Genomic DNA, 20,293 nt, shown 5'->3' on the forward strand with positions numbered 1-20,293 from the left:
TTGGCGAATTAATCTTTTTAGTTCCTGATAGATACTCGAAGAAATAAGCCTTTATCATCGTAGCTAAAGAGGTCGTTGTCTGCATTTCTTCTATCGTATCGTGCGCCAACACTTAATTCTATCAAACGACCTAATGAGTAATTGATGCGGCCCTGTAGCCCATATGTTTCATCAGATAGATTTCTCGGGCCAAATATTGGATTTACTTCATTGCCATATTCATTTTTACGGTCCCTGTATCGGAACGATACTTGAGAGCTTAGCTTAGGGGACCAGCTTGAATTAATTCCGATCTCTGTCGTTTGTTCAGTTGAGAAAATGGATCTTAGATTTTCTTGTGGCACTGTATTTTTAGATAGGTTTAGGTTGACTTTGTGTCGAGCAGCCAAGGTATATTCAACACCGATTGAATATGATAACCCTTTAGTTTCATTAGCTTCGGGTGAATTGTCCTTAACTTGTTGATAGCCAATATTACCAGTAACTATCAAATTTGGTCCAAAATTGCTTGAAACTTCACCAGAAATGGACTCACTAGTAAGTTCAGCTTTCAAATCATTTGTAAATGTGCGGTTTTCATACTTGGTGTCAGTCCGAGAGCCAAAAAGTCCGATATACTTATCTTGGCCAATAGAATATCGTAAACCTGCACTGTACTGCGTATCATTCCGATCGTTTAATTGAGACCTTTCTTGCTCATTGTCTAACTCTGACAAGCTGAAGCCGCCAGTAACAGATAAACGTCCACCAACTCTGCACGCAGTAAAAATCGAACCAGTTCTATCCTTGACGTCATTAGCAATGATGTCGTCAATGGTTTCAATCTGAGCTTGCCTTCTCTGATAGTTGCCAGATAATTGACCAGAGCATGATGCACCTAGCTTCCAGTTTAAGGTCGAAGAAACACCCAAATTTTCATTGTCTAACTGCGTGTTGTTTTTATGAAAACGCTGGCCTGCATTCACGTTGAGGCTTAGTATTTGCCGACCAATTCTCTTCCCGTATCCAAGAGTAAGGTCTGCATCCAGGTAACTGTCACTAGCTTGCAAGTTTGGATTTTCGTCTTTCTCTTCCTCGGACAAGCGTAAGATATTGTTCACATGAGAAACTTCGGCGCTCAGAGAATAAAATAAACCTTGTTCATTTCCTGAGTTTTGCTGTGCGAGAACAGGGTGCAGAAGGGCGCTCGAAGACAAGATAGTCCCCAAAAAAAGAAGATTACGCGTAGCTCTATTAAACACCGTGATTGCTCCCCAGTTAGTCGCGGTCTGCTTAAAAATGCAGAATCGAGTAATTTTGTGGCAATTTAATGTATTTGTTAACATTCTTTTACCATATCGCTACTATTACTCATTGTTGAATTGAATGCAATTCTTAATATTATTCTGCGGGTTAGGAAAAAAGCTTAAAGGAACACTTTGCAAAATTCCCGGAAGAGCGTAAAGTTTACACGCGAGCGATGGGTAGAAGATTCGTTGCATTGAAGGATGAGGACAGGCAAACATCCCATTCTTTTCCCGGCCAGCATGTTTAAAGGCTATCAGGTGAAAGATTTATTAGAAACAAAGGCGGTCACGCAGGCGATCGAGGAGCAGACATCTCCTTTTGAGACAGTCACGGCGGCTTGTAAAAAGTCGGTTATGCTCGCTGGCTTTTTCTCAATGATTCTTAATATTCTGCAATTGACTATCCCGCTTTATATGATGACGTTGCTGGACCGTGTCATCCGATCAGGAAATAAAGATACACTATATCTGCTGACCATCATTGCTGTTGTCGCACTGTTGACATCTGGCGTTCTGGATGTGATGCGTGCCCATATTCTTAACCGTGCGGCCAGTTGGATGGAGTCGCGACTAGGTGTGGAATTATTTCCGCATGTCGCACTTGCGCTTCATGATGGGGAGCCTGTTAAAGCGCAAGGGTTGGAAGACCTTTGGCGCTTACGGTCGTTCATGTCCAGTCCGGGCATTATTGCAATGTTTGATGTGCCCTGGATGGTGTTTTATCTGATCATTCTTTTTATGCTGGCTGTCCCGATTGGTGTTTTGGCCTTGATCGGTGTTGCCGTTCTTATCTTCCTTGCTTTTTATAATGAATCGTCCGTGCGGAACGTTTTAGGCAGCGCTCAGTCTGTAGCTGAAACATCCCGTGATTTTGTGCGGTCAGTTCAGCGTTCCAGTGACGAGATAGTTGCAATGGGGATGATGAACAATGTGATGGGGCGTTGGTTTGGTACTAATATCAAAGCACTGCGTAATCAGTATATCAGTTCTGCCAAGGCAGCGACAAATCTGGCAGGCTTTAAATTTTTCCGTATGTTCCTACAGATTTGCGTCCTGTTCACAGGCGCTATGCTCGTATTAGCGGGCGATATGTCTGCCGGGACTATCATTGGTGCGTCTATTATTATGTCGCGTGCGTTGGCGCCAGCTGAGCAGGCAATCACTGCCTGGAAGCAGGCGATGTCTGCAGTCAGCTCCTATAAAAGACTTCAATCAATGCTGCCTGAGCATAGGGAGAAAGAAATAACAGCCCGCTGTCCTGTTATTCCCGCTGCACTGAAAGTAGACGAGGTCAGCTATGCTTTCCCCGGAACGCAGGCGGATTTTCTTAAGGGTATTTCGTTCGAGGCATCTGCCGGTGAAATTCTTGGTCTGATCGGCCCGTCTGCATCGGGCAAGTCAACACTGGCAAAACTTCTGGTGGGTGCGCACGCGCCGTCATCGGGGTTTGTGACACTCGGGGACTTTGAAATGTCCCACTTTACCCGGGAAGAGGTGGGGAGCTTCATAGGGTATCTACCACAGAGCTCAAGATTTCTGCCGGGATCGATTTATGAAAATCTGTCGCGGTTTTCAGATATGGAAATCGAAGAAGTGATTGATGCTGCTACCCGTATCGGGGCGCATGAATTTATCATGGAGCTACCAGAAGGCTATGACACACAGATTGGTGGTGATAGTGGGCATCCTTTGTCTGGTGGGCAATTGCAAAAACTGGCAATCGCACGTGCCATTTGCGGCAAGCCCGGCCTGCTTATTATGGATGAGCCAAACCTTAATCTGGATAATGAAACTGAGACTCTATTGTTCCAATTGCTTGAGGATGAGAAAGCACGCGGAGCAACTGTGATTGTTGTATCCCATCAGCGTAGTATGATCGAGAAAACGGATAAGCTTGTTCTATTAGTACGAGGCCGCTTGAGCCAGTTTGGCACTAAAATTCAGGTAATGCGTAAACTGTACGGCACGTCCCGTCGGCAACCAGGCGCAAGAACGACGGGTAGTGCAGGTGTGTCGCAGCGTTCCACTGGTGGTGCAGCAAAACTGACCGCGCGTGCTATCTCGGAAGGCAAGAATTTCGCACGAACGATGGAACGTACTTCTGCAGCAAGTGTTACCCGTGAAAAAGGCGAGGCAGTGCCGTCAGACATATCCGTGGCCGCAGACCATATGGAGCAGAAAGAGAAATCGTCAGCTCCACCCCCGGCTTCTTCTGATAAGAAGGAGCACTGATCATGTCGAGGCGGTCTATTCCACAAGGTGAGGTATTTGACACTGTCCGTTCTTCAAAGGAACCGTATATCACGGACAAAGTTCGCCTGGGCGGAATTTTCGCCGGTGCGTTCTTTGTGTTCCTGATCCTTTGGTCCGTCTTTGCTCCGCTTGCAACAGGTTCAGTAGTTACGGGCAGAGTTACTGTGGAAGGGGACAGGGATATTCTTCAGCATTTGGAAGGAGGACGTGTCACAGCGATAAATGTGTCAAATGGTCAGAAAGTTGCTGCCGGCACGGTTCTTCTGGAGCTGGACACCAAAATGGCCAGGGCACGCCTGCGGGATGTTATGGCACGCTATGTGGCCACGGCTGCCAAACACCAGCGATTGCTGAACGAGTATGACGGCAGTGATGCATTATCTTTCTCTAATCTCTATGAAAGCAAACAGTTGTCGCCAGAAGTGGTTGCCAATATTTTGATGTTGGAACAAAAGCAGTTTGAGATGAGAAATGCGCTTTACCTAGAGCGGGATGACGCTTTATATCAGGCGATTGCGGCGATCGAAGATGTGCAGAAAAACCTGGTTAAGCAACTATCCAATGTTACAGAGCAACTGCGCCTACTGGATGAAGAGATTGTTGATGTGGACAGTCTGCTTGCCAAAGGGCTGGCACCAAAATCAAGATCACTGGCGCTAAAACGGACGAAAGAGACAGTTTTAGCCCAGGAATTAAGTCTGAAAAGCCAAATGGCAGAAACCAGCAGTAGATTGGCAGATACACGGGTGGAACGCGCTACGTTTGTCTCTCAATACAAACAGGAAATTGCCGCAATGATACAGGAAGCCAGCGTTGAGCTGGAAAGCCTGATTGCTGCGCGGGATCTGGCTATTGATGAATTTGAACGCACAAGTATCGTGGCCCCGCGCGATGGTTTTGTTATGAATATTAAACCAAAAACACGCGGGGAGGTAATTGAGCGCGGCGAGACGATTATGGAAATTGTTCCCGAGGGGGCAAATCTAATTATCTCGGGCGAGCTGCGTGCAGAAGATGCAAACCGTATTGAAGCTGGACTTCCGGCATCAATTACCATTTTGGCATTTAAGGGGCGTGCAGCTCCCACCTTGAAGGGACGTGTTAAGTTTGTCTCCCCGGATGTTGTGACCGACGAACAAACAGGCATGTCTTACTATCCTATTCAGATAGTGCTGGAAGAAGAGAGTGTCTCAACACTAACAGCAGAAAATGAATTGCAGCCGGGACTGCCCGCGCAAGTCGTTGTTGAAACTGCCAAGCAGCCCATCATCAGCTATTTGTTGGCGCCGATTACATCAACAATCCGAAATGCCTTTACTGAACAGTAATACTGCCAGGCATGTCCTTATGAAAAGAGCGCATCTTTAAATGTCAGTTTCAGAAACAAGTAATGTCTACTCCCGTCCGGATGCTGAGTTTGTTCGTCCCAGCGGTGAGATATTTGATGGTGTTATCTACGGTACAAAGTTCAGTGCCGAACCGGGTTCAGCGCAGACAATTGTGACTTTTTCTATTCCGACACTGACTAGCACATATAGTAGTCATCCTTCTTTGGGATATGGACCCGATGAGGAGCCTAATGTTGATTTCAGGCCTATAGGTGATGAGGAAGAACGCATTTTTCGGGATGCACTGGCTGAAATCGAAATGCTGACGAATTTGCAGTTCGTTGAAGTCGATGACAGAGGTACTTATGCCGGTACAATTAGAATTGCATGGACAGGCATAGACGCAGAAGAAAATGTCGCGTGGGCATATTTGCCTGCCAGTGCCCATGCGTCGGGCGACATCTGGCTTCTTTCTCAGAATCTTGATCCAACAGATGATTATATCAGATCAACGATCATCCATGAGTTGGGACATGCTGTTGGCCTGAAACACCCGCATGAGGCTGAGGATGGTTTCGGCAAGCTTGATAGTGATTTTGACGGTAATGACTATACGATCATGTCGTACGAGGTATCAGCACGGTATCCTGAGGCTACCTGGACAAGTATCGAGCCAAACGGCTTCATGTATATGGATATACTGGCGTTGCAATCCTTGTACGGCGTAAACCCAAATGGAGTGAACGCAGGCAATACGGTTCATACTTTTGATACAGGCGAAACCCATTATCAGACTCTGTGGGATACCAGCGGTATTGATACGCTTGGAGTAACAGGCAGTAAAAATGTCACTCTTAATCTGATGCCGGGTAATTGGCAGGACGTAGGGACTGTAATTGAGTATTGGGACGGTACCCGTGAATGGGAAGATAGTTTCAGTGTGTATGTGCCGCCAGAGGTTATACTGGAAAACGCTTTCGGAGGGGCTGGAAATGACCGTATCTCAGGGAATGCTCTAGCCAACAAGCTGGAAGGAAATGACGGCGCAGACCGTCTTCACGGCTTGGCAGGCGATGATCGGTTGCTAGGTGGTGCTGGTGATGATGACCTGAACGGTGATAGTGGCGATGATACCCTTGTCGGGGGTGCAGGGTCCGACTATGCCGACGGTGGTGAAGGGGACGATACCTTCTTCGCTGGGGCGGATGATGTTTCTGCCGACTTATATGTTGGGGGCAGGGGCAATGACAAAATTGGTGGCGGTGACGGCAATGATTTCCTCGTTGGGGGTGTTGCAGAAGATGTTGGCGCAATAGATGACGGTCGTGACCTGCTATTCGGTGGGAACGGGGATGATACTCTCCTTGGTGGAAGTTGGAATGATGACGCAGTGTCAAATAATGGCGTGTTTGACTTTGGCGAAGAAAATCCCCTGACACGTGGCGGAAATACCATTTGGGCCGGCAGTGGCGATGATTTGGTTATAGGTGACGCGAGTAATGACATTCTGGGTGGTGGCTTGGGGCATGATGAAATGCACGGCGGGGGCGGCGCAGATGTTCTTTATGCCGGTACCAGCACAGGTGCGGATACCTTATTCGGTGAAGGGGGTAATGACACGCTGTTCGGCGGGGCCGGCGATGACCGTTTGTGGGGTGGTAATGGGGAAGACCTTATCTATAACGGTGCTGGCAATGATCATGTGATTGGCGGCTATGGTAATGACACGCTTTGGGGCGGCGGCGGCAATGATACATTGGCGGGCAGTGGGGGGCAGGATGTTTTTGCTTTCTCTGCATCGACTGGTGTTGATGTTGTCGAAGACTTTACCGTATCGGAAGATATTCTGGATCTGTCTGAAACCGCACTGGCTTCGGTTCCTGATTTTTCTAGCATAGCCGTTCAGACAGATACCGGTTTGTTTGTCGACCTTGGGGGCGGGAACAGTATTTTGCTGCTAGGCCTTACCTCCACAGACATTGATACAATGACAATAGTATTTTCCTGATGACCCAATTGATTGATGCGATTACGACAGTATTGACTACGCTTGATTTAGTGGCGTTTGGTTTCTTTCTGGTGATTTGGAGCGTTTACACTTTTCTCGCGGACAATAGCCCTCTGCGTCATAAATCCATTTCTTCCGCGATGGATCAGCAGCGCAAAGCATGGCTACAAGAATCTTTAAAGCGTGAAATCCGTATGCTTGATACAGGTGTTATGCAGATATTAATCACCGGTGTTGGTTTATTCGCGTCTACTACGATATTTGTAATTGGCGGTATTGTTGCGGGCATCAGCTATACTGGTGAATTGTCTGCAGCCTTTTCGTCCCTACCATTCATTGTTGCGAATACTGCAGAAATGTGGGTGATAAAACTGGGTGTTTTGCTTGCGATTTTTGTATATGCATTCTTTAAGTTTGCATGGTCAGTCAGGCTTGCGAACTACTGCTCGATATTGATCGGTGGGCTCCCCAAGCCTGAAGACGCGGGTGAACAGAAATCTATCAGGAAAGCAGAGGCTGCTGCCACCATCAGTTCTTTGTCAGGCCACCATTTTAATCGTGGCGTTCGGGCGTATTTTTTTGCACTGGCAGCGGTTGCGTGGATTTTTGACCCGGTACTGTTTATGATTTCAACGGTACTTGTGGTTGCGATCCTGGCACGACGGGAGTTTTCATCGAAATCGCTGGCTGCAATCAGGTCCGTATCAGACCTGTAAGGCGTTTCGCGTCCTGACTTTCAGGAAAAATGCTGTTGTTCACTACTGTGTCTGAAAGCCCTAGATGGTCAACCATTACTGATTTAAAAAGGCTGCGAATATCAGTGGTTGGGGTGATGTCGCGTCCTTCATAAAGTGTATCAAGTCCGGCCCAATGCCCTACAATCTGCCCACCCCTGACGGCACCACCAGCCAGTATGGCAGTTGAAGCGGTTCCGTGATCAGTTCCATTTGTACCGTTAACGGCTGCAGTACGACCAAACTCTGTTGCAATCGCAATGACTGTGTTTTGCCATTCATCGCCAAGACCAGTGCGAAGACTTTTGAGCAGGGTATTCAATTTTCTAAGCTGCCCTGCGATCCTGTTTTTCTGGCCATTGTGTGTGTCCCAGCCGCCCAGTTCCATCATCGCCATCTGGTATTTGTTGCCAGTGCTTAATAACTTTCCTGCGGCTTCAGCTAGGCTGGCGGTCGTGGCGTTTGATGGTTGCCCGCTCCCTCCAATCATCATGGCTGTTTCATCTGCGTCTGTTGCGGCTTGCAAGGCTTCTGCCAATTGGGGATGGTTTTGGTACAAGTCACCCAGTCGCTCTATCAAGTCTGCTTCTGCCTTTGGCAGTTTAGATGGTGCCCAACTGCTTACGCCGGCCCCACCCCGTAAGGCTAGTGGCAGGCTTTGTGCAATCGCGATTGCAGCGTTGTCCTCTGCCATATGATTTGCGGCACGACCAAGCCAGCCATCACCAGAGGATACAAGGTGTGCTGTTCCCAGTTCCAGAACATCCTGCGCGTCAAAGTGTGACCTGGTTTTATAGGCGCTGGCCACGGAGTGTATAATCAAAGCCTGGTTTTGGTGGAATAGGTCATGGATTACGTCCAGTTCTGGGTGGACAGAAAAGCCACTGTGTAGAGGGGATAAAGAAACACCGTCCGTCAGGGAACCACGCAGCGCCTGATAGTGGGGGTCGTCCAATTTTGGAAAGGCGTGCAGCCCGTCCATACCGCCACGAAGCATGACAAAAACAAATCGGTTTTTTGCCGGTGTGGATGCGCCGGATGGCAGGGATAGACTGGGCATAACTGTGAGTGATGCCGTTGCCCCGATTAGTCGAATTATGTCACGCCGATTAAGTGTCATTTATGCTTCTCCTCAGGTGAAGATCATTTCAGGGCTTGCAAGGGCAATTGCTAGCCCTTGTGCTCCTGATTCTGCACGTCTGATCGCTGTTTCTGTTTCATCAGACAAAAGACCACCGTAAAGATCAGCCATTAGGGACCTGGCATCAACGGTACTACCGAACTTGTCACCGAGTGTATCTGCCCATTCAATGCGGCGTAATAATGCCGCGCCAGATAGCCATTCACCCGATGTGTCAGGAAAACCATCCGGTCCATCAGGAGCGAAGGGTTTGTAGCCCATCATTTTCATTGCCTGCTGTAAGGGGCCGCGTTTTGGCGGTATATGGTTTATCCCCCTCAGAGTAGCAGTGATATAGGCCTCGGGCGATCTTGCTTTTTGCAGTGGTGCAGTGAAACCGCTGGGGAGTGTTAGTAAGGCAGCATGTATTGATGGCAGGTGTCCTTCAGTTTCCTGAAATACATCTGTAATTCTGTCTACATCGGACTGTTTGGGTACGTCACTAATGAAATGTTTAACCAGCTTGGATGCAATAAAATGGGCCGTGGCCGGGTGATTGGCAAGGTCGTTCAGTACCGATAGTCCCTGTGTGATGCCACCTTCGGCGTAGCTCTTCCCTAAAACCTGATGCGTGCCAGGCTCGTGAATTTTAGGGAAAAACTGAAAACTGCCAAGCGGGCCTTCAATGCGTTTGCCATCTGCCACTGTCCAGCCTGTTAATATTCGGGCGAAACTGGTTACATCTTCCTGTGAATAACCACCATTCACACCAAGTGTATGTAATTCTAATATTTCCCGTGCAAGATTTTCATTCAGGCCGCGGTCTCGTCGCAGCCCCACTTTACTGTTGGGGCCAACACTTAATTCATTGTCCAGAAACATGATCATTGCCGGGTGCTGTTCCGCTGCGATCAGCAAGTCCAGAAACGACCCTGACAGATTAGGGCGGATGGCTTCGCGTTCAAATGCACCGACCATTGGGGCAATTTTTTGGCGTTTGGACGATACGGCGAAGTGATTGGACCAGAACCGAACAAGACGCTCTGCAAAGGGGGTTTGAGTTGTCAGCCCGACGGTCATGCGGGCGTCTATCTCTGCCAGCCCAATGTCACGCAGCGTTTTTCGTATCTCCTTCGCCTCGTCGCTTAAGTTTTCCTGTCCTGCTTTTGTCCCTTTTTTTCGGAGATCCCTGAATTCAGAAAATGTGCTGGCTGCAGTTTGCGTGCTAGGTAGGGCAGCGAAGACGGGATCAATACCGGTGTTCACTTGCAGTTGGTCTTGTGCCCACTGAGCAGGGTTGGTGATCAGTTTAGTGCGCTCCCCGGGGCGCGCGCCCATACCAAACCGACTTAATACTATCGCTGCAGTATCTGGCATTATGGAAATCCTTGTCCCTTATAGTGTCTTATACGCAGACGCTGGAATTACCCTTTTTACTTTATAGACTGTTTCTTGCTGCAGGATGAACAAACAAAGGCCGGGGAATTCATCCCCGGCCTTGATCTCAAGAATAGTCTCGATTTTCTATTTTCCCATGCGGTCCAGAATGTCGGATGCTTCTTCCATCAGTCTGTTCATACGGCCAATTAGAATGTCGTATGGTTCACGCGTGGCGAGATCGATGCCGTTTTTCTGCAGTAGATAGTAAGGGTACTCTGACCCGCCTGCCTTCAGCACATTGACATAATCTGTTGTTGCATCACCATCCCCTTCACGCATGCGTTCTGCAAAGGCAGTGCCGCCGGTGATGCTGGTAGCATACTGATAAACATAGAAGTTTCGATAGAAGTGCGGGATATAGGCCCATTCGATACCGTAAGCATCGTCAATGGTCATCACGCCCTGGTCATGGCCGTGGTACTTCTTAAGCAATTCCAGATAAATTTCAGTCATTTTCTGACCGGACAGCGGTTGGCCGCTTTCCGCCAGTTCATGAATTTTAAGTTCAAACTCTGCGAACATGGTTTGCCGGAAGAAAGTACCACGAATGCCTTCCAGTGCACGGTCGATATAATAGAGACGTTCCTCGTCTGACAAATCCTTGGCTAACAGATATTCCTGCAAAAGGACTTCATTTGTCGTAGACGCCAGTTCCGCTGTGTAGGTTGAATAGGAGAAGTTTTCAAAGCTGTTGTTTTTCTTGGACAGCATGGTGTGAACAGCATGCCCCCATTCATGGCTGAAGGTTGAAACGTCTTCAAAACCTTTATTATAGTTCAGCAGAAGATACGGGTGTACATCATAGGCGGATCCAAACATATAGGCGCCGGGGCGTTTACCTGGCTGGGGATATACATGCATCCATTCCTGCTGAAACCCTTCCCGAAGGGCAGCTAGATATTCTTCACCGAAGGGCTGTAGGGACTGGAGTGTCAGTTCCTTAGCCTCATCCAGACTGAACTCTCGGTCCAGTGCTGTTGATTCAGGATAAATGTCATAATAGTGCAGGTCATCCAGTCCCAGCATCCGCTGCCGCAGTTTCAGGTATGCATGCATGGCAGGGAGGTTTTCATTCGCAGCTGCTACCAATTCCTTATACACAGTAGTTGGGATGTTCGATCCTGATGTAGCGCTTGCCAGAGCACTGTCATATTTCCGGGATTTGGCTGTGAAAATGTGGCCTTTCACATGGTTATCAAGCGTAGCACCAAGCGGGGCTTCATATTTCTTCCAGGTTGACCAGAAGGCATCAAACACTTTCTTTCTGTCGTCACGGTTTTGAACGGCACGGTATTTCGAGTAGCCCGCCTGATTAAGGGTAACTTCTTCGCCTGTTGACAAGGTTACGGTAGGCCACTCGATCGCAGCATTCGCCAGAAGGCCGTAGATGCTTTGCGGTCCTGCCAAGGTCTCTCCGGCGTTAGCCAGCACGCCTTCGGCTTCGAGTCCAAGTGTATGATCTTCACGGCGCAGTGTGTCACGCAGTGTAAATGCATGATTGTTCAGTCCGGGATTTGATTTGATGAAGGACTCAATTTTCTCGGACCCAACGGTTAAAATTTCAGGATTGGTGAATGCAACCGCCTGTCCCATTTTCGCGAATAATGAACGCGCCTGACTAAGGCGTTCCTGATCGGCAGACTCGCGCATATCTTCATCACCCTTAAGTGTTGCGTAAACGAAAAGGCGGATAACTTCTTTGTAAACGGCGGATATTTCGTCGCTGGCTTTTTGTAACTGCTCTGCGCTATCGCCGAGAGTGCCCTGATATTTGGCCAATCCCTTAATGTCTTCGAGTGCTTTGTCATGTGCGGCGGTCCATGCATCGCCTGATGCATACAAATCTGTCAAATCCCAGCGAATTTGCCCCTCTATATCAACAGCCTGCACGACAGGGGCAACCAGCCCTGCAAACAGGGCGGTTCCTGCCATCATTCCTTTTAGAATGCGTTTCTTTGACGCGAACATTATGTTCCTCCCAATTTTTATTTTCAGATGTAACTGTACTCAGAAAAAAGTGGCTGGCAAACCAACTTAAGTTCATGTCCGGTGAAGCGGGTGTCCTGATCTGACGCAGTAAAGGCTGTCAGTCTTCACGGTGCCAGACGGCAACTGCCTTGATAAGTGCAAAGCATGCATCCCCTGGCTTCAGGGCCAGCGCGGTTGCTGACTTTTGGGTAATGCGTGCTTTTAATACGGTATCTGTTTCTGCGACCAACATTGTGACGATAGTTTCAGTACTCGCAGGCTTTAAATCCTGAACAGTGACGGCCAGACAGTTGTTAATGCTGATATTCTCAGGCCTGTCTTTAGCAATTGCAACATCACGGGCGCGAATACGCATGTGTACGTGGTCACCAGTAGTTCGGGAAGCCCCGGATAACCACAAGGGCTGACCTCCTAGTGACACTTCGATTAATCCATTGTCTTCGCCGGTTATTTGGGCAGCGATCAGACTTCCTCCATCTTCCAGCCCCAATACTTCAGTGGTTTCAGGGGCATCCAGCACATCCTCCAAGCTGCCTTCCAGAACAACCGACTGATTATCCATCAGCAGCGCATAGTCTGCGATCGGCATCATGTCATCTATTAGATGTGTAGAGACAATAGCAGGAACATTATGGTTCCTCGAAACAGTCCGAATGAGTGAAAGCGTGGACGCACGCTTAACCGGGTCCAGACCACTTGTTGGTTCATCATACAGCATCAGACGTGGTGAAGACACAAGGGCCCGTGCAATAGCCACACGTCTTGCTTCTCCGCCTGATAAAGAAGACGGTTTGCGGTCCAGAAGGTCGGGCAGACTTAGTTCATTTACCAAAAAAGAGATATCGGTGTCCTTTTTGGCGCCGTATAGAATGTTGGCACGTACAGACATATGCGGAAATAGGGTGGGGGACTGCGGGACATATCCTATTTGCCGACGATATGCGGGTAAGGCGGCTATATTCTGGCCCTGCAGGGTTAGTTTCCCAGCTGTTATGTCAGACAGACCAGTAATCATGCGCATAAGGGTTGTTTTCCCGCTGCCTGATGGCCCGATCAGAACTGTGATGCCGCTCGGCACAGTAAAACATGCTTGTCCGGTGTTAGTACCTTCCTTGAGAGAAAGGCTAGTGGGTATAGACCAGCGAATATCTGCAGTTAGTGTTGTGGTCATCAGCGCTGCTCATTTCTGAAATAATGTCGCCGTGTTAGCCACTCTGAGGTGATCAGGCTGATAACAGCAGGGATCAAGCATAAAAGCGTTAACCTAAATGCGGCTTCTTCACCGCCCGGTGACTGCGCGGCAGTGTATAAAGCAAGCGGCAAGGTTTGCGTTACGCCGGGAATGTTTGCTGCGAAGGTGATGGTCGCGCCAAACTCACCAATCGCACGTCCAAAACCGAGAACAGTGGCCGTCAAGATGCCGGGCACGGCTAAAGGAAGGTTGATTGTAAGAAAGCGCCGGTATCTGGAGGCTCCTAAAGTTTCGGCAATTTCGGTCAGGGCTATTGGCTGGCTCTCAAAAGCTTGCCGGACCGCTCGGACCATCAGGGGGAACGCCATAACTCCGCTGGCAATGGCGGCCGCGCCCCAAGTAAAGGATGGGTTCAGCCCAAGGTCTGACAGCCATCCTCCAAATTTGCTGGTAGGTGTCGTGGTGACAAGCAGTAAATATCCAATCACCACAGGCGGAACCACCAAAGGGATATGAACAAGAACGTTCAAAAACGACTTGAACGGAAATGACCAACGCGCAAAGGCGTATGCGACAAAGACGGCAAAGGGCAAGGCTACTGTCACAGCGACAAGGGCAACCTTAACGCTTAGCCATAGTGCTTGTCCCTCTGCCGGTGTGATCACCAGTTACTTTGCTCCCTGAACCGTTCCAGACCTTCTGAAAGGTCACGTATAAGATCATCTGTATCCTCAAGACCAATATGAACCCGGTATAACGGCCCAGGCGCCTGCCATGTATTGACTGATCTGGCATTTGATGGGTTGCTTGGTAATATCAGGCTTTCATACCCGCCCCAGCTAAAGCCCATTTTAAAATACTTGAGATTATCTACAAGGGCGCCGCTATCTGCTTCCTTCCCCTTTTTCAGGACAAAGGAGAACAGGCCAGTTGATCCTTTAAAGTCGCGCTTCCATAAAGCGTGATCCGGACTGCTTTCAAGGGCAGGGTGGTTGACCGCATGCACCATATCGTGACTTTCCAGCCATCTGGCGACGGTTAGAGCACCTTCCTGGTGTTGTCTCAGGCGTACACCCATTGTCCGCAAGCCCCTTAATGCCAGATAGGCATCATCAGCCGATGCAGTCTGCCCCAGTTCGTAGGAGCCGTACTGTAGTGCCGGGAAGGTAGCTTTGTTGGCTGTTGCACTGCCGAGCATAACATCGCTGTGCCCACAGATGTATTTGGTGCAGGCCTGGACTGAGATATCCACGCCCAAGGCGAGGGGATTTAAAAACAAGGGTGTCGCCCAGGTATTGTCGACAACAGTTTTGATGCCGCGTTCCTTGGCTGCGCTTACAATCGCAGGAATGTCCTGTATTTCAAATGTCAGAGAGCCTGGGCTTTCCATTAGAATGACGGAAGTATTTGGTTGCAGATACGTTTCAATATCGGCGCCTGCTCTCGGCGAGTAAAAGCTACTTTCCACACCCATTTTTTTCAGGAATGTATTGGCGAAGTGGCGCGTGGGATCATAGGCGCTATCAGGGATCAATATATGATCGCCCTGTTTGACGAGCGCAAGAACAGCGCCAGCAATAGCAGCCATGCCTGACGGATACAGGATTGTTCCTTCACCGCCCTCAAGCTCAGTAATTGCTTCTGTCAGTGCCCACTGTGTTGGCGTACCTTTACGGCCATAAAACAGTTTTTTGGCCGATGGGTTCTTTAGTCCCTCCTGCAAATCCTGATAGGTTTCAAATATGCAGGTAGAAGCCCTGTACACTGGTGGGTTCACAATCCCGCTGGTCCATTCTTTTTTGCGGCCAGCGGTGACGAATTTCGTATCTATTTTACTCATAAATCCTGATCTTGGTTTTAGTTATTTCCGAGGTGCCGGTCCTGTTTCAATGGGAAGGTCATCACGCATGCCCCATTCCGTCCATGACCCGTCGTAAACGGTTACATCGTGTTTGCCTAGTATTGCCAGTGCCAAACTCAAAGCACAGGCCGTTACACCCGAACCGCAGCTTGTGATTACTGGCTTGGTAAAGTCAAGTCCAGCCTCGGTAAAGATGCCTTGCAGTGTTTCTATATCCTTATAGGTTCCATCCTCATTAAAGAGGGAGGAAAAGGGTACATTCAGGCTACCGGGTATATGTCCAGACCGCAGTCCCGGGCGTGGTTCAGGCGCGGTGCCTTCAAATCTGTCAGATGGTCTGGCGTCAATGATTTGTGTTTCGTTATCAATGGCTTCCAGGACTTTGTTGAAGGCGCAAAATTTATTGCCAAAACGTTCGGGGGTAGGATAATTCGAATAAGTCCGATTGATGTGGGAACTAAGAGGCTTTTGCTCGTTGATCCATTTCTCAAGACCTCCATCAAGGACGTAAACCTCCCTATGGCCGAAATGAAGAAACATCTGCCACGCCCGCGCCGCGGAACGAACCATACTTCTGTCATAGATTACCAGAGTGTCAGTGTTACGAATACCGAGATATTCGATCGCCTGTGCAAAGAATTTGGCCGTCGGCAGTGTATGGGGCAGGCTGCTTTCATGATTTGCGATTACATCAATGTCGAAATAGATCGCACCTGGAATATGAAGTTCATAATATTCCAGCTGTGCATTGCGTCCACTATCTGGCATATGCCAGCTTGCATCAAGCACAGTGATGGTATCAAGATTGTCCAGGACCCAGTCAGTTGAAACAAGCGGCGTCATCATATGTATCTCCCTCAAGCACAGTGCAACGACTTTAGGGACTAGATATATCAAGTGCAATGCTCAAGGCAGACAAGATTATCTGAAGTAATAAAAAAGGGACGCCGTAGGAGGCGTCCCTTTCCACATTTCGCATGTACTCTGAACTATACTCTAAACACAAAACTCAAAACTGGGGGGCGGAGAAACAAGGGGGGGGGGAGTTCTCCACGTTTGCGAAATGTTATTCCAAACTCGTTTAGTTCACGACAAAACGTGCTGCGTAATCACTGACGGAATGTGCGGCCGGGTCAAACAGGCTATCCATCATTGGATGCTCAAAGCAGTCCGTTTCGTGACAAATCTCCAGGTTACACTCCGCAACATAGGTTGTGTGATCTTCACCATCGACCAAAATATGATACCATGGGCGGTCTTTGCGCGGCTTACCTTCAGCCATAATGTCATACCACTCTGGAGACTGGCTATAAGTTGCATCCACATCAAATATCAGGGCACGATAGCCAAATGCTGTGTGCTTGACGATCTGACCGGGAGCAAACTGTGCTATATGTATTTTTGCCATTACACTCTCCTTTGCCGAACTAAATATTCCTGACTAACGGCATAACCCTTTTGGGTTTCAACTTGATTAAACTATAAGTGTGGCACCATTAACATTTGCTGAACAAATTCCCTCAAAATGTTCAGGGTTATTAATGTTTTGATAATATTTTCAGGGGGTTGCATGCTAAGTTATTAGTTTACCGAGTGAATTGTCGGTGAAAAAACTTTGACAGCATGTAAAAAAATCTGCATAGCGAGCGAAAAATATGGAGACTTCCAATGTCAGAGAATATCTATCAGGGACTTGATGCCCTTGGATCAAAAACTGAAGCCCCGGATTCGCCTGAAAAGGCGGTCTTGGAGACTGTGAATAATCCACGTCCAAACAGCAATTACATGGTGCGCTTTACTTGTCCGGAGTTTACCAGCCTTTGTCCAGTGACAGGTCAGCCTGACTTTGCACATCTGGTACTTGATTATGTTCCTGATGCTTTACTTGTCGAAAGTAAGTCATTGAAGCTGTATCTGCAGTCATTTCGCAATCATGCAGCCTTTCATGAAGACTGTACCGTCGGCATTGCAGAACGTCTGATCGCTGAACTGAATCCCAAATGGCTGCGTTTGGGGGGCTACTGGTATCCGCGTGGCGGTATTCCTATTGATGTGTTTTTCCAGACGGGCGAGGCACCAGCAGGTGTCTGGATACCAGACACAGGCGTAGCACCGTATCGCGGTCGCGGCTAACATGCCAACTGGGGCAGGCAGTTTTATGTGATTGCCTGCCTGGGTGGTTAAGGTATGTCTAGTATCTTATGGGTTTGTAGCGACAGTCGCCACAGTGGATGCTGCAAACAGTACCTGACTGCCTCTGCAGTGTTTTGGGCCTGATTTGGATTATCCATGGGCTGCAGATAAAAATGATCAAACTGGAGGTGTTCAAAGTCTGTGGGCGAGTTTCCTGCTTGTGGGTAGACAAGCTTTAGCTCCTGCCCAGAGGCAACAATCATGTCTGATCCTGCCTTGGGGCTAATGCATAACCAATCAATGCCTGTTGGCGGCTCTATCGTGCCGTTAGATTCCACCGCAATTACGAACCCTTTGGCGTGCAAGGCATCAATCAGTTCGGTATCAAGCTGCAGAAGAGGCTCGCCACCTGTGCAGACTACCATGGGAGGGCCGGCAGGATCATTGATTGTTGGCCATTCATTTGCAATCGCTGTCGCAAGACTTACAGCCGTTTTAAATTTTCCGCCATTGATACCATTGGTTCCCACAAAGTCAGTATCGCAAAATTGACAAATTGCATTTTGGCGGTCGCGCTCTAGCCCTGTCCATAAATTACAACCGGCAAACCTGCAGAAGACAGCTGGTCGCCCGGCGTTGGCACCTTCGCCCTGCAGTGTATAGAAAATTTCTTTAACGCTATAGACCATCTTGATACCGCGTTGGGTCAGGTATTCCAGCCTCTCTGAAGCCTTTGGAACGCAGCAGGCAACTGTCACAGTGTCCGCAGGCTGCCCCGGTTTCATCTGGATCATAACAACTGATCGTCAGGCTATAATCAACGCCAAGATCTGTACCTGCTTTGGCGATTTCTGCCTTTGTCATATCAATCAGAGGCGTACGGATTGTCAGGGCTACATCTTCGGTTACACCCGCTTTCGTCGCCAGGTTTGCCATTTCCTGGAAAGACTGAATGTAATCAGGGCGACAGTCGGGATACCCGCTGTAATCCAGTGCATTCACACCGATGAATATATCCTTCGCGCCGACAACTTCGGCATAAGCAAGGGCAAACGATAGAAAAATTGTATTACGTGCAGGGACATAGGTGACAGGAATTTCATCTGTTTCCACTGCATCTTTTGGAACGTCGATGTCATCTGTTAGTGCGCTACCACCAAATAGACGCAGATCAAGCGTGGCGGTTTTATGTTCTTTCACGTTCAGGTGCTGCGCGATGGTCTCCGCTGCGCTAAGCTCAATACTGTGTCGCTGACCGTACCGAAAGCTCAGGGCATAGACCTCATAGCCTTCGTTTTGCGCGATGGCGACAACTGTTGCGCTATCTAACCCTCCGGAAAGAAGGACGATTGCTCTCTTTTTCTGTGTCATGTCTGCCTCTTGGTTGCGAGTATCATAGACGGAAAGCTACTGTAGGGCAAAGCTCCTATACTATGGGTGCTTTCAAAAACAAATCGCCGGGGTTTTACCCCCGGCGATACTGTTTGCAAAGAAAAAAATGTTTTACTCGACAGCCGGAGCGCGGAATGTCTCTTCGTCCATCTCATTTTCCCATTTTGCGACTGCACTTGCGACCGATAGATCACCAGTCACATTGACGACAGTACGCATCATATCAAGAGGGCGGTCAAATGGTAGAAGGAAGCCTACGATGATAGCGGTTTGGTCTACACTAACGCCGATGACGCCGAGGACAGCAGCCAAGAGGAACAGGCTTGCTGACGGAACAGCCGCTGTGCCGATCGACACAAGTGTCGTCGTCAAAGCGATCAGGCCGTAATCAACAAGCGTCAGGTCAATGCCAAACGCCTGTGCAGCAAATACGGCGACGATGCCGACATAAATGCCCGTGCCGTCCATATTGATAGTGGCGCCGAGCGGCAGAACCGACGAGGCGACAGCAGGTTTGATTCCAAGGTTATCTTCTGCAACTGCCATAGTAACCGGTAAAGTTGCTGAACTTGAAGATGTGGAAAGGGCCACAAGCTGGGCATCCAGGGCGCCGCGGAAAAAGCGTACCGGTGGCAAGCCAAGAATAAATTTAATGATGATTGTGTGGGTTACAAGAACATGAGTCACAAAGCCGATTGTACAGGCAAGCGCCAGTGTCAGAACGTCAGCCAGGGCCGCAATACCCTTTGTCCCGGCCGTTGCAGCAATAAGCGCAAATACACCGAAAGGGGCAACTTCCATAACCAAGTGAGTTATTTTCAACATCACCTCGGCCGCGGAGTCGATAACATCTGTGATTGGTTTCGCCTTCTCGCCAGACAGGAGAATACCCACACCGAACATCAGGGCGAAGAATATGATGGCAAGAACATCCGCTTCTGCAAACGCCTGTACCGGATTAGTCGGGACAATGCCAACAAGCCGGTCGGTCAGGGATTTAGCTTCGGCCAGCGTTTCAGGTGTTGCTCCTGAAAGGTCTACGCCGACACCAGGCTGCATGATTGCACCCAGCGAAAGACCGATACAGATTGCAATTGCTGTTGTGCCCATATACATGGCCAAGGTTTTTAGGCCGATCGAGCCAAGGCGTTTCGGATCGCCCATGGCAACTACGCCGGAAACCAGTGTCAGGAAGATCAAGGGTACAACGATCATACGGATCAAACGGACAAAAACATCACCAATCCATTTAATGCTGGTTGCACCTTCTCCCCAGAAGGAGCCAACAATTACGCCGAGTATCAGCGCAATGAGGATACGTTTCCACAGGACTATATCAAACCAGGCACGTGCCATTGACTATTTCTCCCCTAATTTTTGATTGCGAACTAGGGATAATGTATTTTTTGTGTCGCGCAAGAACTTTCCGGAATTTGGGAATGTTTGTTATGGGCAGATAGCTATTTCAAAAGCTGAAAGATAATTCTGACCATAAAAGTTGCATTAAATTACCATAAAAGTGTTTAAGTTCTGAAGGGATTATGTTAACAAGTTGTT

General features: G+C 48.6%; 17 protein-coding genes. 5 read left to right on the forward strand and 12 right to left on the reverse strand.

Annotated elements, in window-relative coordinates; all coding sequences use genetic code 11:
• Positions 1-17: 17 nt before the first annotated feature.
• Positions 18-1,241 carry an outer membrane beta-barrel protein gene (locus IE181_RS10225; RefSeq protein ID WP_191252612.1) on the reverse strand — a complete coding sequence of 408 codons (1,224 nt, stop codon included), beginning with the start codon at positions 1,239-1,241 and terminating at the stop codon, positions 18-20.
• Between the two features lie 303 nt (positions 1,242-1,544).
• Between IE181_RS10225 and IE181_RS10230 the strand changes: the two genes are divergently transcribed.
• The 4 genes from IE181_RS10230 to IE181_RS10245 are packed head-to-tail and all read left to right on the forward strand — an operon-like array spanning position 1,545 to position 7,591.
• Entirely contained in the window at positions 1,545-3,518 is a 1,974-nt protein-coding gene (locus IE181_RS10230; protein ID WP_191252613.1) for a type I secretion system permease/ATPase, read from the forward strand.
• 2 nt (positions 3,519-3,520) lie between these two features.
• Positions 3,521-4,867 carry an HlyD family type I secretion periplasmic adaptor subunit gene (locus IE181_RS10235; protein WP_191252614.1) on the forward strand — a complete coding sequence of 449 codons (1,347 nt, stop codon included), beginning with the start codon at positions 3,521-3,523 and terminating at the stop codon, positions 4,865-4,867.
• Positions 4,868-4,907: 40 nt separating this feature from the next.
• On the forward strand, positions 4,908-6,875 hold the full coding sequence (locus IE181_RS14705) for a M10 family metallopeptidase (protein WP_191252615.1): 1,968 nt from the start codon (positions 4,908-4,910) through the stop codon (positions 6,873-6,875).
• The gene (locus IE181_RS10245) at positions 6,875-7,591 is read left to right on the forward strand and encodes a DUF599 domain-containing protein (protein ID WP_191252617.1); all 717 of its coding nucleotides are present in this window, start codon (positions 6,875-6,877) and stop codon (positions 7,589-7,591) included. The genes IE181_RS14705 and IE181_RS10245 overlap by 1 nt, the downstream gene beginning before the upstream one ends.
• Here the strand turns inward: IE181_RS10245 and IE181_RS10250 are convergent.
• The 8 genes from IE181_RS10250 to hspQ all read right to left on the reverse strand — a co-directional run bounded on the left by IE181_RS10250 (position 7,569) and on the right by hspQ (position 16,619).
• The gene (locus IE181_RS10250) at positions 7,569-8,729 is read right to left on the reverse strand and encodes a DUF1501 domain-containing protein (RefSeq protein WP_191252619.1); all 1,161 of its coding nucleotides are present in this window, start codon (positions 8,727-8,729) and stop codon (positions 7,569-7,571) included. The genes IE181_RS10245 and IE181_RS10250 overlap by 23 nt on opposite strands.
• Positions 8,730-8,741: 12 nt before the next feature.
• On the reverse strand, positions 8,742-10,106 hold the full coding sequence (locus tag IE181_RS10255) for a DUF1800 domain-containing protein (RefSeq protein ID WP_191252621.1): 1,365 nt from the start codon (positions 10,104-10,106) through the stop codon (positions 8,742-8,744).
• Positions 10,107-10,253: 147 nt separating this feature from the next.
• Complete coding sequence (gene pepF, locus IE181_RS10260; protein WP_191252623.1) at positions 10,254-12,137, reverse strand: oligoendopeptidase F; 1,884 nt, start codon at positions 12,135-12,137, stop codon at positions 10,254-10,256.
• Between the two features lie 118 nt (positions 12,138-12,255).
• Entirely contained in the window at positions 12,256-13,329 is a 1,074-nt protein-coding gene (locus IE181_RS10265) for a molybdenum ABC transporter ATP-binding protein (RefSeq protein ID WP_191252632.1), read from the reverse strand.
• On the reverse strand, positions 13,329-14,018 hold the full coding sequence (modB, locus tag IE181_RS10270; protein WP_191254174.1) for a molybdate ABC transporter permease subunit: 690 nt from the start codon (positions 14,016-14,018) through the stop codon (positions 13,329-13,331). Before modB ends, IE181_RS10265 begins: the two co-directional genes overlap by 1 nt.
• Positions 14,012-15,190 (reverse strand): cystathionine beta-lyase, encoded by a 1,179-nt coding sequence (gene metC / locus IE181_RS10275; protein WP_191252655.1) that lies wholly within the window; start codon positions 15,188-15,190, stop codon positions 14,012-14,014. The genes modB and metC overlap by 7 nt, the downstream gene beginning before the upstream one ends.
• Positions 15,191-15,211: 21 nt before the next feature.
• Positions 15,212-16,057: a 3-mercaptopyruvate sulfurtransferase gene (sseA, locus tag IE181_RS10280; RefSeq protein ID WP_229819319.1), complete on the reverse strand. Its 846-nt coding sequence runs from the start codon at positions 16,055-16,057 to the stop codon at positions 15,212-15,214.
• 235 nt (positions 16,058-16,292) lie between these two features.
• Entirely contained in the window at positions 16,293-16,619 is a 327-nt protein-coding gene (hspQ, locus tag IE181_RS10285) for a heat shock protein HspQ (RefSeq protein ID WP_191252657.1), read from the reverse strand.
• 260 nt (positions 16,620-16,879) lie between these two features.
• Between hspQ and queF the strand changes: the two genes are divergently transcribed.
• Positions 16,880-17,344, forward strand: a complete 465-nt coding sequence (gene queF, locus IE181_RS10290; protein ID WP_191252659.1) for a preQ(1) synthase — start codon at positions 16,880-16,882, stop codon at positions 17,342-17,344.
• A gap of 47 nt (positions 17,345-17,391) precedes the next feature.
• Here queF and queE read toward each other — a convergent pair whose 3' ends face one another.
• The 3 genes from queE to IE181_RS10305 all read right to left on the reverse strand — a co-directional run bounded on the left by queE (position 17,392) and on the right by IE181_RS10305 (position 20,092).
• Positions 17,392-18,033 carry a 7-carboxy-7-deazaguanine synthase gene (gene queE, locus IE181_RS10295; RefSeq protein ID WP_191254178.1) on the reverse strand — a complete coding sequence of 214 codons (642 nt, stop codon included), beginning with the start codon at positions 18,031-18,033 and terminating at the stop codon, positions 17,392-17,394.
• Positions 18,023-18,715 carry a 7-cyano-7-deazaguanine synthase QueC gene (queC, locus tag IE181_RS10300; protein ID WP_191252667.1) on the reverse strand — a complete coding sequence of 231 codons (693 nt, stop codon included), beginning with the start codon at positions 18,713-18,715 and terminating at the stop codon, positions 18,023-18,025. The genes queE and queC overlap by 11 nt, the downstream gene beginning before the upstream one ends.
• 132 nt (positions 18,716-18,847) lie before the next feature.
• Complete coding sequence (locus IE181_RS10305; RefSeq protein ID WP_191252669.1) at positions 18,848-20,092, reverse strand: dicarboxylate/amino acid:cation symporter; 1,245 nt, start codon at positions 20,090-20,092, stop codon at positions 18,848-18,850.
• Positions 20,093-20,293: the final 201 nt, after the last annotated feature.

The organism is Kordiimonas sediminis (genome assembly GCF_014656395.1).
Lineage (GTDB): Bacteria > Pseudomonadota > Alphaproteobacteria > Sphingomonadales > Kordiimonadaceae > Kordiimonas_A > Kordiimonas_A sediminis.